This is a genomic window from Streptomyces sp. NPDC001222 (assembly GCF_042896945.1).
GTDB lineage: Bacteria > Actinomycetota > Actinomycetes > Streptomycetales > Streptomycetaceae > Streptomyces > Streptomyces gibsoniae.
The window spans coordinates 113,303-126,819 of record NZ_JBIAXT010000010.1 but is presented as its reverse complement, the minus strand read 5'-3'; the positions used below and the strand labels follow the sequence as shown (position 1 = coordinate 126,819).

Genomic DNA, 13,517 nt, shown 5'->3' with positions numbered 1-13,517 from the left:
GCATGGGAACGAAGACAGCTGACGAGGCCGGGGCCGAGACGAGCGCCCAGGCGACCGACGACGAGCAGAACGTGCAGCCCATCGAGGGCGAGGAGGCGGCCGGGAAGGCCCGGGAAGAGGACCTTCCCGAGGAGGCGGCGGCCGAGGAGACGGCGCCCGAGGGGCCGTCCGGGGTCGGGCAGGGAGCGGGCGCGGTCGTCGCGGCCGGTCTCGGCATCGTCTCCCTCACCGGCAGCTGGGTCTCCACGGTGGCCTCGGCGCGGGAGACCCTGGTGGGCCAGTTGCAGACCTCGTCGCAGGCGAGCGTCTCCAAGCAGATCAAGGAGGTCTACGGCGACGCCTGGCACGCCACCGCGCTGTGGGGCGGCCTGTTCGCGCTGGCGGCGCTGATCGTCGGCGTCGTCGTGCTGGCCCGCCCGGCGTTCGGGACGCCCGGGAAGCCGCAGGCTCCATGGATCAAGTCGGTCGCCTGGGGCGGTGTCGCCCTGGGGATCATCGGGCTGTTCCTGGCCGTCCTCAAGTACACCGACATCCTGCTCGGACTCCCGTCCGCGAGCTGAGCCGACGCGCCTTGTACCGGGGGCCCCGGGCCTTCCGCCGCATCCACGCGGTTCATGGAAGCCCCGGGGCCCCTTCGCACGTCCAGGGGGTCGCGCCGGGACGGAGACAAGGGTCATCCTGGACCGCGGGCCGCGCACCCCCCGGAGAGCCGGGTACCAGGAGGCACTGTGTTCAACATGTTCGAGGAACTGTTCGCACCGGGCCGCAAGCACACCCATGACGAGAACCGGCGCCTGGAACTGACCCGGCTGGACGTGACGGACGGCGACCCGGGAAGGGGCCCGATCGACCTGGCCTCGGGCAAGGTGGTCGTGCGGGTCCCGGGCCCGGCTCCTGCGGACGATCCGGAGACCCGCCCGGCCTGAGGGGGCGCCCCTACTTCACCTCGATCTCCAGGATCCGGTCGTCGGTCTTCGCGGGCTCGCCCCGGCCGTCCGTGTTGCTCGTCGTCAGCCACAGCCGGTCGCCGCCGGCCGCCACCACGGTCCGCAGCCGGCCGTAGGCGTCGATCAGGAACGCCTGCGGGGGTGTCGACGTCTCGGTTCCGCGCAGCGGCACCCGCCACAGCCGCTGCCCGCGCAGGCCCGCCATCCACAGTGAGCCCCCGGCGTAGGCGAGGCCGCTGGGGGAGGCCAGGTCGGTGTGCCACTGGGCGAGCGGGCCGTGGAATCTGGGGTCGGCCGACTTCCCCTCGGTGATCGGCCAGCCGCCGTTGTCGCCCGGTCTGATCGCGTTCACCTCGTCCCAGGTGTCCTGGCCGAACTCCGAGGCGAACAGGCGCTGCTTGTCGTCCCAGGCCAGGCCCTGGACGTTGCGGTGGCCCAGGGAGTAGACCGCCGAGTTCCCGAAGGGATTGCCGGGGGCGGGCTCGCCGTCCGGCGTCATACGCAGGATCTTGCCGCCAAGGGAGGCCCGGTCCTGTGCCAGACCCCGGTCACCGGACTCGCCCGTGCCCGCGTACAGCATGCCGTCCGGTCCGAACGCGATCCTGCCGCCGTTGTGGATCATGCCCTTCGGGATGCCCTTGAAGACAGTGTCCGGCGCGCCCAGCTGCTCACCGGCCGGCTTCTGCGGGTCGTACAGCATGCGCACGATGCGGTTGTCGGAGTCGGTCGTCAGATAGGCGTAGACCAGGTGGTCCGAGGCGTAGCCGGGGGAGAGGGCGATGCCCAGCAGGCCGCCCTCGCCGGCGGCCGAGACCCCGGGCACCGTGCCCAGCTCGGTCTTCCTGCCGGTCTTCTCGTCGATCCGCGTGATCGTCCCGTCGTCCCGGGAGGAGACCAGCAGCGCGCCGTCGGGCAGTGGGGCCAGGCCCCAGGGGGTCTTGAGGTGGCCGACGACCGTCCGCACCACACGGACCGATCCCTTCGCGGGCGGTGCGTGCTCGCCCGTCTGCCCGGGGGCCGGCGCCCCCGGTGCCGTACCGCTCGACGCGGGGGTGGTGCCGGACGTGTTCCCGGAGCCGGCGGCGCAACCCGCCGCCAGCACAAGCGCGGCCACGGCCGGCACAGCTCGACGTCGCACGATCCAGGTCCCTTCGACGCGGGGATTCTTCCCTACCTACGTGGCGCGACCCCCCGGTGTTCCGCCGGCGAGGGAGAATCCACCGATCGGGTCAGTCCCAGGAGCGCCGTCAGCCGTCTCCCCACCCGGCCGCTCAGTCCCACGACCTCTGCGCCGCCGGCAGGTCCGCGAGCTCCGCCAGATCCTGCGGGGTCAGCCGCAGAGCGGGCGCGCCCGCGTTCTCCGCGACCCAGCGCTCCCGTTTCGCGCCCGGCACCGGGATCACGTGCCGGCCCTGCGCCAGCACCCAGGCCAGGGCCACCTGGGCGGGCGTGACCTCCTCGCCGTGGCGGCGCGCCACCCGCCGCAGACCGGCCACGATCGGCTGGTTGGCCGCCATCACCTCAGCGGTGAACCGGGGGTGACGGGCCCTCAGGTCGTCCGGCTCGAAGCCCTCGCCCGGCGTCAGCGTGCCGGTCAGAAAACCGTTGCCGAGCGGCATCGCCGCGAGAAAGCCGACCCCGCGCGCCGTGCACCAGGGCACCAGCGCGTCGAGGGCCTCCGCCGACCACACCGACAGCTCGGCCTCCACCGCGCTCACCGGGAACACCTGCTGCACCCGCTCCAGTTGCCGGATCGTGGCGTCGTACAGCCGCGCCCCGGTCCGCCGCCCGCCCCGCACCCCCACCGCGCACAGTCCGAGCGCGCGTACCTTGCCCGCCCGCACCAGCTCCGCCATGGCGCCCCAGGTCTCCTCGATCGGTACCTCGGGGTCCGAGCGGTGCAGCTGGTACAGGTCGATGACGTCCGTCTGCAGCCGCCGCAGCGAGGCGTCGCAGGCCCGTCTCACATAGCCGGGGCGGCCGTTGGCCACGATGTGCTGCTCACCCACGAGCAGGCCGACCTTGGTCGACACGAAGGCCTCGGCACGCCGCTCCTTGAGCACCCGGCCCACCAGCAGTTCATTGGTGAACGGCCCGTACATGTCGGCGGTGTCGAGCAGGGTCACCCCCAGATCCAGCGCCCGGTGCACCGTTCGCAGCGACTCGTCGCCCCGCTGCCGCGAGCCCGAGTACGCCCAGCTCATGGGCATGCACCCGAGTCCTAGGGCCCCCACATCGAGCGTTGCCGCGCCGATCGTCCTGCGCTCCACCTGGCCGTGCCCTCCCTTTCCTGGCACCCCAAACTAACCAATGCGGTACGGGATCCTTCGCTTAGCCTCCTGACATGACTGACGACGTATGGCTTCCGTTCCGCGCCGAGGAGATGGGGGACCTCCCCGAGGGCCTGCAATACCGCTACTGGGACGGCGGCCGGGAGTTTCCCGCGGATCCCGCCGACTGCGTGTTCTACGTGGTGCCCTACATGAAGGGCAGTGAGGTCGCGGTGCGCCCGATGGCCGCCCTGACGTCCGTCCGGGTCGTGCAGACGCTCTCCGCCGGAGTGGACCATGTCGAACCGGGCCTGCACCTGCTGCCCGAGGGGGTGCAGTTGTGCAACGCGCGCGGGGTGCACGACGCCAGCACCGCCGAACTCGCGCTGACCCTCATCCTCGCCTCGCTGCGCGGCATCCCCGACTTCGTCCGGGGACAGGACCGCGAGGAGTGGCGCTCCGGCTTCCGTCCCGCGCTCGCCGACAAGTCCGTGCTCATCGTCGGATACGGGTCCGTGGGCGCCGCCGTCGAGGACCGGCTCGTTCCGTTCGAGCTCGCGCGGGTGGCGCGCGTCGCGCGCCGAGAACGCGAGTCGGCGCGCGGTCTCGTGCATCCTCTCTCCCGATTGCCGGAACTCCTTCCCGACGCCGATGTGGTGGTGCTCGTCACTCCGCTCACGGAAGAGACGAAAGGCCTGGTCGACGGGGACTTCCTGGCCCGGATGAAGGACGGGGCGCTGCTCGTCAACGTCGCGCGGGGCGGCGTCGTCGACACCGGGGCGCTGCTGGCCGAGCTGGAGAAGGGCCGTATCACGGCCGCCCTCGACGTCACGGACCCCGAGCCGCTGCCCGCGGGCCATCCCCTGTGGCATGCGCCGGGCGTGCTGATCAGTCCTCATGTGGGCGGCCCCACCTCGGCGTTCTGGCCCCGCGCCAAGCGTCTGCTGACCGCTCAGCTGAACCGTTTCGCGCAGGGGGAACCGATGGCGAACGTGGTGCTGACGACCGGTGGCGCACAGGGGGTGCGCCGGGGCTGAACGGGCGACGGCGACCGGTGGGGGGCGGCCCCGCCGACGTATGTTTCAAGCCACTCCCACCGCCCGTGCGCGGGCCTTCCACCGGGGCGCACCACCGGCGCGCGTGCCGCTCTCCGTTAGCTCCCCGTCCGCTTCCAGTACGCTCCGCAGTCCCTCGTACGCAGTAAGTACGCACATCCTCGCTGGTCGTCACTGAGCGTAGAGAAGCTATGTCCCTGAGTGACGAGTCTGGTGTATCGTCCCCGACAGGGGCTGCGCCGTGCACCGTTCGGCGCCGGGGACGGAACTTTCAGACATGCGAGGGGGGCGACGGGCGATGCACGGCCTATGGACGAACGATCCGACGCGGCGGGGTCGCGGACTGCGACCCTGGCGAGCGGTCACGCGCAGACGTGGCCACTGCGGACACGGTGGTCACGCCGGCCACAGTGGTCACGGCGGCCAGATCGGCCACGGCGGTCATCCTCCCCACCACCGTCGGCCCAGCGGCCGCAAGAGGCATGCGCATCCGGCGCACCGGGACCGGCAGGACCCGGCGGCGCCCCGGACCGGGAGGATCCGGTGAGCTCCCCCGGAGCACTGCCGGCCCGCTGTCCGGCCCCGGGAGGCCGGACGCGCATGGTCTCGCAACTGGTCCTGGCTCTGGTGTGCGCGGGATACGCCGTCGGTTCCGCGCTCGACTGGGGCTGCCGGAGCGTCGCGCTCGTCATGGGTGACTTCGGACTGAGCGTCGCGGCGGGCACCGCCTCCGTCTCCTGTTTCGTCTACGCGCGCCGCAGCCGCAGCCGCTTTCGACCCGCGTGGCTGCTGTTCGCGCTCTCCTCGGCCATGGCCGCGCTGGGCAACGGCATCTGGGGCTGGTACGAGGTCGTCCTCGACCGCCCCGTCCCCTCGCCCAGCTGCGCCGACTTCTTCTTCCTCTGCTTCGCTCCTCCCGCCATCGTAGGACTGCTCGTGCTCGCCAAAAGGCCCGTCACCAAGGCGGGTTGGGTATGCCTCGCGCTGGACGCGTGGCTCATCGGCGGCTCGCTGCTCACCCTGTCGTGGAGCCTCGCGCTCGCCCAGGCGGCGAAGTTCGACGGCCCGAGCGTCGCGCACACCGCCCTGTCGCTCGCGTACCCCCTGCTGGACATCGCCCTGATCAGCATGGTGGTCGCCCTGCACTTCCGGCGCTCGGCGGTCAACCGGTCGGCGGTCAACACCGCCATCGGCGCGCTCGCCCTGACCGTGATGTGCGACGCCCTGTTCACCTCGCCGCTGCTGCACAGCAGCTACCACTCGGGCCAGTTGCTCGACGCCGGCTGGTTCTCCGGTTCGCTGCTCCTCGCGTACGCCCCGTGGGTCGGCGTCCGGCAGCGACTGCCGCGCGACCACGCCCACGCGCGCGTGGTGCACGAACACGTACCGGGCCGGCACCGGCCGGAGCCCGGGCGCACGGACCGGCGGCAAGGGCCCGCGCCCGTGCTCCCGCAGCAGACGGGCCGCGCGCAGACCCGGCCGCCGGGCCAGGACCGGTACCCGGCCGGCGTCCCCCAGGGATCCGATCGCGGCCGGTACCCGGCCACCCGCCCGATCTCCGGATCGCTGGCCGCGCTCACGCCCTATCTGGCCGCCGGCGTCTGCACCCTGGGGATCCTCTACAACGTCCTCAACGGCCACAGCGTCGACCACGTGGTGCTCATCACCGCGGGAGCCGTGGTGCTCGCGCTCGTCGTCCGCCAGGGCATCATGCTGCTCGACAACATCACCCTCACCCAGGAACTCGCGCAGCAGGAGAACCACTTCCGCTCCCTGGTGCAGGGCTCCAGCGACGTCATCATGATCGCCGCACCCACCGGCATCCTCAGGTATGTCTCCCCGGCCGCCGCGGGCGTCTACGGCCGCCCCGCCGAAGAGCTGGTCGGAACCGAACTCGCCGCGCTCATCCACCCGGAGGACCTGGGCTGCGTGCTGCACGAGGTGCGCCGCTTCCTCGCCGCCAGCCACCTGGAGGAACCCACCACCCGCATCGAGTGCCGTTTCCGGTCCGGCTACGGCGGCTGGCTCAACGTCGAGTCCACCGTCAACCGTCACGAGGGCGGCCTGATCTTCAACAGCCGGGACGTGACGGAACGGGTGCGCCTGCAGGCACAGCTGCAGCACAACGCCGAGCACGACCCGCTCACCGACCTGCCCAACCGCTCCCTGTTCACCAAACGCGTCCAGCAGGCGCTGTCCGGCCGCCGCGCCTCCGACCGGGGCCCCGCCCTGCGGAACACTGCGGTCCTCTTCATCGACCTCGACGGCTTCAAGGCGGTCAACGACACCATCGGGCACCAGGCCGGGGACGAACTGCTGGTCCAGGCCGCCCGCAGACTCCAGGACTCCGTACGGCAGGGGGACACGGCCTCCCGCCTCGGCGGCGACGAGTTCGCGGCCCTCATCGTCGGCGACGGCACCCGCGACCGCACCGCCCACGAGAGACACATCCTGGAGCTCGCCGACCGGCTGCGGGTGACCCTCTCACAGCCGTACGACATCGACGGCAACGATGTCCGGGTGGCCGCGTCCATCGGGGTGGCCTTCGCGGAGCCGGGCCTCGGCGCGGGCGAGCTGCTGCGCAACGCCGACCTGGCGATGTATCGAGCCAAGGCCGCGGGCAAGGGCCGCGTCGAGCTGTACGCGCCCCAGATGCAGCAGGACGTCGTACGGAAGACCGAGCTGGCCACCCGGCTGCGGGCCGCCCTGCACGACGGCGAGTTCACCCTGCTGCACCAGCCCGTCGTCTCACTGGAGGACGGCCGGATCACCTCCGTCAGCGCCCAGGCACGCTGGCGGTCCTCCCAGGGCGTGCTCTTCACCCCCTCGGAGTTCCTGCGGGTCTCCGAGGACAGCGACAAGGCCGCCGAGCTGGGCCGCTGGTTGCTGGAGGAGGCCGTGGAGCAGGCCACCGAACGCGCCGCGACCGGGCTCGCGGTGCCCGTCGTCGTACGGATGAGCGCCCGCCGTCTGCTCGACCGCTCGCTGCCCGTCGGCTCCGTGGAGGCCCTCCTCACCCGGCACGGACTGGCCTCGGGCACCCTGGTCGTCGAGCTGTCCGACATCGACCCGAGGGTCGCCCTGGACGAACTGGAGCGCAGACTCGGCGCACTGCGCAGGATCGGCGTCCGAGTCGCCCTGGACGGCCTGGGCAGCGGCTACGCGGCCATCACGGCGCTGCGCCGGCTCCCCGTCGACGTACTGAAGCTCGACCGGGGCCTGGTCGAGGGGGTCGTGGAGTCCGCCCGACTGCACAAGATCACCAGCGGGCTGCTGCGCATCGCCACGGACCTCGGTCTGCAGTCGGTCGCCGACGGAGTGGATCTGCCCGAACAGGTCGTCGCCCTGCGTGCCATGGGGTGTACGCACGGGCAGGGCATGGCATTCTCGGGACCGCTGGACGAGTACCGGCTGCGCCGGGCGCTCACGTCCGGCCACTGCGCCGTGCCGCACGGCACGGTGGAACCGGCGCCGGCGTTCGCGGTCGGCGGAGCCGCGCTGTTCACCAGCGGTGTGCCTGCGGTTTTGGGCGGTGGAAGCGCCCTACGCTCACATAATGAGACTCCCGTCCCACCCACTTGACAGTGATGGCGTGCCGGGGGGAGGGTCAGTGCCATGCGCACCCGAATTCTCGTACTTGGACAGCGCGTCGGCTGAGCTGGGACCCACCGGAAATGAACCGGAACACCCAGCGACCACTCCCGGCGCGCTCCCCTCGCTTGCCTAACGGCACGAGGGGTTTTTTGTTGCACACGCACCAGTCGAACAACGCCCGAACCTCGCAAAAACCCTCAGCATCGAGAAGAGAATGCCGATGACCGAGCAGGCCACCGGGGCCCATCACCCGCAGCCGCGGCCCCGATCCGGAGGACACCAGTCCGCGCCCGAGCACGTCACGGGTGCGCAGTCCCTCATCCGCTCTCTCGAGGAGGTCGGCGCCGACACGGTATTCGGCATTCCCGGTGGTGCGATCCTTCCCGCCTACGACCCGCTGATGGACTCCCAGCGGGTGCGGCACGTGCTGGTGCGTCACGAGCAGGGCGCGGGCCACGCGGCCACCGGCTACGCCCAGGCCACCGGCAAGGTCGGCGTCTGCATGGCGACCTCGGGACCCGGCGCCACCAACCTTGTCACCCCCATCGCGGACGCCCATATGGACTCCGTGCCGCTGGTCGCGATCACCGGCCAGGTCGCCTCCAAGTCGATCGGCACCGACGCTTTCCAGGAGGCGGACATCGTCGGCATCACGATGCCGATCACCAAGCACAACTTCCTCGTGACCAGGGCCGAGGAGATCCCCCGGACGATCGCGGAGGCCTTCCACATCGCCTCCACCGGCCGCCCGGGCCCGGTCCTCGTCGACATCGCCAAGGACGCCCTCCAGGCGCAGACGACCTTCAGCTGGCCGCCCGTCATGGACCTGCCCGGCTACCGCCCGGTGACCAAGCCGCACGCCAAGCAGATCCGCGAAGCCGCCAAGCTGATCACCGCCGCCAGGCGGCCCGTCCTCTACGTCGGCGGCGGCGTCCTGAAGGCCAAGGCCACCGCCGAGCTGAAGGTCCTCGCGGAACTCACCGGAGCGCCTGTCACCACCACCCTGATGGCGCTCGGCGCATTCCCCGACAGCCACCCGCTGCACGTGGGCATGCCGGGCATGCACGGTGCGGTCACCGCCGTCACCGCGCTGCAGAAGGCCGACCTGATCGTCGCCCTCGGAGCCCGCTTCGACGACCGTGTCACCGGCAAGCTGGACAGCTTCGCCCCGTACGCCAAGATCGTCCACGCCGACATCGACCCGGCGGAGATCGGCAAGAACCGCGCCGCCGACGTGCCGATCGTCGGTGACGCCCGGGAGGTCATCGCCGACCTCGTCCAGGCCGTCCAGAAGGAGCACAGCGAGGGCCACAAGGGCGACTACACCGCCTGGTGGAAGGACCTCAACCGCTGGCGCGAGACCTACCCGCTCGGCTACGACCTGCCGGAGGACGGCTCGTTGTCCCCGCAGCAGGTCATCGAGCGCATCGGACAGCTCGCGCCCGAGGGCACGATCTTCGCGGCGGGCGTCGGCCAGCACCAGATGTGGGCCGCGCACTTCGTCCGGTACGACACCCCCGCCACCTGGCTGAACTCCGGCGGCGCGGGGACGATGGGCTACGCGGTCCCGGCCGCGATGGGCGCGAAGGCCGGCGCCCCGGACCGTACGGTCTGGGCGATCGACGGCGACGGCTGCTTCCAGATGACCAACCAGGAACTGACCACCTGCGCCCTGAACAACATCCCGATCAAGGTCGCCATCATCAACAACGGCGCCCTCGGGATGGTCCGCCAGTGGCAGACCCTCTTCTACAACCAGCGGTACTCCAACACCGTGCTGCACTCCGGCCCCGAGGCGGACGGCAAGCAGCCGAGCGCCGGCACCCGCGTCCCCGACTTCGTGAAGCTGTCGGAGGCCATGGGCTGCTACGCGATCCGCTGCGAGTCCCCGGAGGACCTCGACAAGGTCATCGAAGAGGCGAACTCCGTCAACGACCGCCCCGTGGTCGTCGACTTCATCGTCCACGAGGACGCCATGGTGTGGCCGATGGTCGCCGCCGGCACCTCCAACGACGAGATCATGGCCGCCCGGGACGTGCGCCCCGACTTCGGCGACAACGAAGACGACTGAGAGAGAGCTGAGTGAGAACCATGTCCAAGCACACCCTCTCGGTCCTCGTCGAGAACACGCCCGGCATCCTCGCCCGGATCGCCGCCCTGTTCTCCCGCCGCGGCTTCAACATCGACTCGCTCGCGGTCGGTGTCACCGAGCACCCCGACATCTCCCGCGTCACCATCGTGGTGAATGTCGAGGACCTGCCGCTCGAACAGGTCACCAAGCAGCTCAACAAGCTCGTCAACGTCCTGAAGATCGTCGAACTGGAGCCGTCCCAGGCCGTTCAGCGTGAACTCGTTCTGGTGAAGGTGCGCGCCGACAACGAGACGCGCTCCCAGATCGTCGAGATCGTGCAGCTGTTCCGCGCCAAGACGGTGGACGTCTCCCCGGAGGCCGTCACCATCGAGGCCACCGGCAGCACCGACAAGCTTTCGGCCATGCTGAAGATGCTGGAACCGTACGGCATCAAGGAACTGGTCCAGTCCGGCACGATCGCGATCGGCCGCGGCGCCCGTTCGATCACCGACCGGTCGCTGCGCGCCCTGGACCGGTCCGCCTAGGACCTCCGGGATCATTCCCGTACGACCGGACACGGGCGGCCGACCGACCGGCGGCCGCCCGAATGCCGAGACCCCGAAACTTCCCTTCTCCCCGCCGTCATACGGTGGGACGCACCATCCGTACCCAAGGAGAGAACACAAAGTGGCCGAGCTGTTCTACGACGCTGACGCCGACCTGTCCATCATCCAGGGCCGCAAGGTCGCGGTCATCGGCTACGGCAGCCAGGGCCACGCCCACGCGCTGTCGCTGCGCGACTCGGGTGTCGACGTGCGGGTCGGACTGCACGAGGGCTCCAAGTCCAAGGAGAAGGCCGAGGAGCAGGGCCTGCGCGTGGTGACCCCGGCCGAGGCCGCCGCCGAGGCCGACGTGATCATGATCCTGGTCCCGGACCCGATCCAGGCCCAGGTCTACGAGGAGTCCATCGCCCCGAACCTGAAGGACGGCGACGCGCTGTTCTTCGGTCACGGCTTCAACATCCGCTTCGGCTTCATCAAGCCCCCGGCCGGCGTGGACGTCTGCATGGTCGCCCCGAAGGGCCCGGGCCACCTGGTGCGCCGCCAGTACGAGGAGGGCCGCGGCGTGCCCTGCATCGTGGCCGTCGAGCAGGACGCCTCGGGTGAGGCGTTCCCGCTGGCCCTGTCGTACGCCAAGGGTATCGGCGGCACCCGCGCCGGCGTCATCAAGACGACCTTCACCGAGGAGACCGAGACCGACCTGTTCGGCGAGCAGGCCGTCCTGTGCGGTGGCACCGCGGCGCTGGTCAAGGCGGGCTTCGAGACGCTGACCGAGGCCGGCTACCAGCCGGAGATCGCCTACTTCGAGTGCCTGCACGAGCTGAAGCTGATCGTCGACCTCATGTACGAGGGCGGCCTGGAGAAGATGCGGTGGTCGATCTCGGAGACCGCCGAATGGGGCGACTACGTCACCGGTCCGCGCATCATCACCGACGCCACCAAGGCCGAGATGAAGAAGGTCCTCGCGGAGATCCAGGACGGCTCGTTCGCCCGTAACTGGATGGACGAGTACCACGGCGGTCTGAAGAAGTACAACGAGTACAAGAAGCGGGACTCCGAGCACCTGCTGGAGACCACCGGCAAGGAGCTGCGCAAGCTCATGAGCTGGGTGAACGAGGAGGCGTAAGCCTCAGGGCCGAAGGGGTCGGAGCACTGAGCTCCGGCCCCTTCGGCGAACCAGGGGTAACGTCGGGAAGAGACCCCGTCCACCCTGTCCATCCCGTCCAGCCACGGACGGGTGATCCTTCCGCAGTGGCGCAAAAGGACGCATGCTTCGCCACTACACTTCTGCACAACAATCGCGTTCAGGCCCACAGCGTCGTGCGTCTTCCACGCGGATAGCACCCCTCCACCGCCTGCGGCCGTCGGGACGGCCGACCGCATTGGACATGTGAGGACTCACGTGAGCTCGTACTCCAGTCGCAAAGCCACGGTACTCATCGCTGAAGAGCTGTCGCCCGCGACCGTCGACGCACTCGGCCCCGACTTCGAGATCCGCCACTGCAACGGTGCGGACCGCGCGGAGCTGCTGTCGGCGATCACCGACGTCGACGCGATCCTGATCCGCTCCGCGACGAAGGTCGACGCCGAGGCCGTCGCCGCCGCGCCGAAGCTGAAGGTCGTCGCGCGAGCCGGCGTCGGCCTGGACAACGTGGACGTCTCCGCCGCCACCAAGGCCGGCGTGATGGTCGTCAACGCCCCCACCTCGAACATCGTGACCGCCGCCGAGCTGGCCTGCGGTCTGATCATCTCCACCGCCCGCAACATCCCGCAGGCCAACGCCGCGCTGAAGAACGGCGAGTGGAAGCGCAGCAAGTACACGGGCGTCGAGCTGGCCGAGAAGACCCTCGGTGTGGTCGGCCTCGGCCGGATCGGCGCGCTGGTAGCGCAGCGCATGTCCGCGTTCGGGATGAAGGTCGTCGCCTACGACCCCTACGTCCAGCCCGCCCGGGCCGCGCAGATGGGCGTCAAGGTGCTGTCCCTGGACGAGCTGCTGGAGGTCTCCGACTTCATCACCGTGCACCTGCCGAAGACCCCCGAGACCCTCGGTCTGATCGGCGACGAGGCGCTGCACAAGGTCAAGCCGAGCGTCCGTATCGTCAACGCCGCGCGCGGCGGGATCGTCGACGAGGAGGCGCTGTACTCGGCGCTCAAGGAGGGCCGAGTCGCCGGCGCCGGCCTGGACGTGTACGCGAAGGAACCGTGCACGGACTCGCCGCTGTTCGAGCTGGACCAGGTCGTGTGCACCCCGCACCTGGGCGCCTCGACGGACGAGGCGCAGGAGAAGGCGGGCATCGCGGTCGCCAAGTCGGTGCGCCTGGCGCTCGCCGGCGAGCTGGTCCCGGACGCGGTGAACGTGCAGGGCGGCGTCATCGCCGAGGACGTCAAGCCGGGTCTGCCGCTCGCCGAGAAGCTCGGCCGTATCTTCACCGCGCTCGCGGGCGAGGTCGCCGTGCGGCTCGACGTCGAGGTCTACGGCGAGATCACCCAGCACGATGTGAAGGTGCTCGAACTGTCTGCGCTCAAGGGCGTGTTCGAGGACGTCGTGGCCGAGACGGTCTCGTACGTCAACGCGCCGCTCTTCGCCCAGGAGCGCGGTGTCGAGGTACGTCTGACCACCAGCTCGGAGGCCACCGACCACCGCAACGTGGTCACCGTGCGCGGCACGCTCGCGGGCGGCGAGGAGGTGTCGGTGTCCGGCACGCTGGCCGGCCCGAAGCACCATCAGAAGATCGTGGCGGTGGGCGACTACGACGTGGACCTGGCGCTCGCGGACCACATGGTGGTGCTGCGCTACACCGACCGCCCAGGTGTGGTCGGCACGCTGGGCCGCATCCTCGGCGAGGCCGGCATCAACATCGCCGGTATGCAGGTCGCCCGTGACATCGCGGGCGGCGAGGCCCTCGCGGTCCTCACGGTCGACGACACGGTGCCGCAGAACGTCCTGACGGAGGTGGCCGAGGAGATCGGCGCGACCTCCGCCCGCTCGGTGAACCTGGTCTGAGGCCGCCGTACCCCGG

Annotated in this window: 10 protein-coding genes; 8 read left to right on the top strand and 2 right to left on the bottom strand. The window is 70.6% G+C overall.

Annotation, left to right across the window (positions count from 1 at the left end; genetic code table 11):
- The first annotated feature begins 2 nt into the window (after window positions 1–2).
- Complete coding sequence (locus tag ACFY2Z_RS16430; RefSeq protein WP_390744837.1) at window positions 3–560, top strand: hypothetical protein; 558 nt, start codon at window positions 3–5, stop codon at window positions 558–560.
- A 177-nt stretch (window positions 561–737) separates the two neighbouring features.
- Window positions 738–926, top strand: coding sequence for a DUF6191 domain-containing protein (locus ACFY2Z_RS16425; RefSeq protein WP_390744913.1), 189 nt, complete (start codon window positions 738–740; stop codon window positions 924–926).
- A gap of 10 nt (window positions 927–936) precedes the next feature.
- Here ACFY2Z_RS16425 and ACFY2Z_RS16420 read toward each other — a convergent pair whose 3' ends face one another.
- Both ACFY2Z_RS16420 and ACFY2Z_RS16415 read right to left on the bottom strand, forming a co-directional pair.
- Entirely contained in the window at window positions 937–2,085 is a 1,149-nt protein-coding gene (locus ACFY2Z_RS16420; RefSeq protein WP_390744836.1) for a PQQ-dependent sugar dehydrogenase, read from the bottom strand.
- 133 nt (window positions 2,086–2,218) lie between these two features.
- On the bottom strand, window positions 2,219–3,217 hold the full coding sequence (locus ACFY2Z_RS16415) for an aldo/keto reductase (protein WP_390744835.1): 999 nt from the start codon (window positions 3,215–3,217) through the stop codon (window positions 2,219–2,221).
- A 74-nt stretch (window positions 3,218–3,291) separates the two neighbouring features.
- Here ACFY2Z_RS16415 and ACFY2Z_RS16410 point away from each other — a divergent pair, with 74 nt between their 5' ends.
- The 6 genes from ACFY2Z_RS16410 (at window position 3,292) to serA (ending at window position 13,501) form a co-directional block, all read left to right on the top strand.
- Complete coding sequence (locus tag ACFY2Z_RS16410; protein ID WP_390744834.1) at window positions 3,292–4,254, top strand: 2-hydroxyacid dehydrogenase; 963 nt, start codon at window positions 3,292–3,294, stop codon at window positions 4,252–4,254.
- A gap of 618 nt (window positions 4,255–4,872) precedes the next feature.
- Window positions 4,873–7,854, top strand: coding sequence for a putative bifunctional diguanylate cyclase/phosphodiesterase (locus tag ACFY2Z_RS16405; RefSeq protein ID WP_390744833.1), 2,982 nt, complete (start codon window positions 4,873–4,875; stop codon window positions 7,852–7,854).
- Between the two features lie 226 nt (window positions 7,855–8,080).
- A complete protein-coding gene (locus ACFY2Z_RS16400) occupies window positions 8,081–9,937 on the top strand; it encodes an acetolactate synthase large subunit (RefSeq protein WP_390744832.1) in 1,857 nt (618 codons plus the stop codon).
- A gap of 20 nt (window positions 9,938–9,957) precedes the next feature.
- Window positions 9,958–10,482 (top strand): acetolactate synthase small subunit, encoded by a 525-nt coding sequence (gene ilvN, locus ACFY2Z_RS16395; protein WP_390744831.1) that lies wholly within the window; start codon window positions 9,958–9,960, stop codon window positions 10,480–10,482.
- Between the two features lie 142 nt (window positions 10,483–10,624).
- Complete coding sequence (gene ilvC, locus ACFY2Z_RS16390) at window positions 10,625–11,623, top strand: ketol-acid reductoisomerase (protein ID WP_390744830.1); 999 nt, start codon at window positions 10,625–10,627, stop codon at window positions 11,621–11,623.
- Window positions 11,624–11,899: 276 nt separating this feature from the next.
- Window positions 11,900–13,501 (top strand): phosphoglycerate dehydrogenase, encoded by a 1,602-nt coding sequence (gene serA / locus ACFY2Z_RS16385; RefSeq protein ID WP_390744829.1) that lies wholly within the window; start codon window positions 11,900–11,902, stop codon window positions 13,499–13,501.
- The last annotated feature ends 16 nt before the right edge of the window (window positions 13,502–13,517 follow it).

What these genes read in the sequence shown, in the direction of transcription:
- ACFY2Z_RS16400 (WP_390744832.1), top strand. Translation starts at nt 8,081, where the DNA reads ATGCCGATGACCGAGCAGGCCACCGGGGCCCATCACCCGCAGCCGCGG.
- ilvN (WP_390744831.1), top strand. Translation starts at nt 9,958, where the DNA reads ATGTCCAAGCACACCCTCTCGGTCCTCGTCGAGAACACGCCCGGCATC.
- ACFY2Z_RS16410 (WP_390744834.1), top strand. Translation starts at nt 3,292, where the DNA reads ATGACTGACGACGTATGGCTTCCGTTCCGCGCCGAGGAGATGGGGGAC.
- ACFY2Z_RS16405 (WP_390744833.1), top strand. Translation starts at nt 4,873, where the DNA reads ATGGTCTCGCAACTGGTCCTGGCTCTGGTGTGCGCGGGATACGCCGTC.
- ACFY2Z_RS16430 (WP_390744837.1), top strand. Translation starts at nt 3, where the DNA reads ATGGGAACGAAGACAGCTGACGAGGCCGGGGCCGAGACGAGCGCCCAG.
- ACFY2Z_RS16425 (WP_390744913.1), top strand. Translation starts at nt 738, where the DNA reads ATGTTCGAGGAACTGTTCGCACCGGGCCGCAAGCACACCCATGACGAG.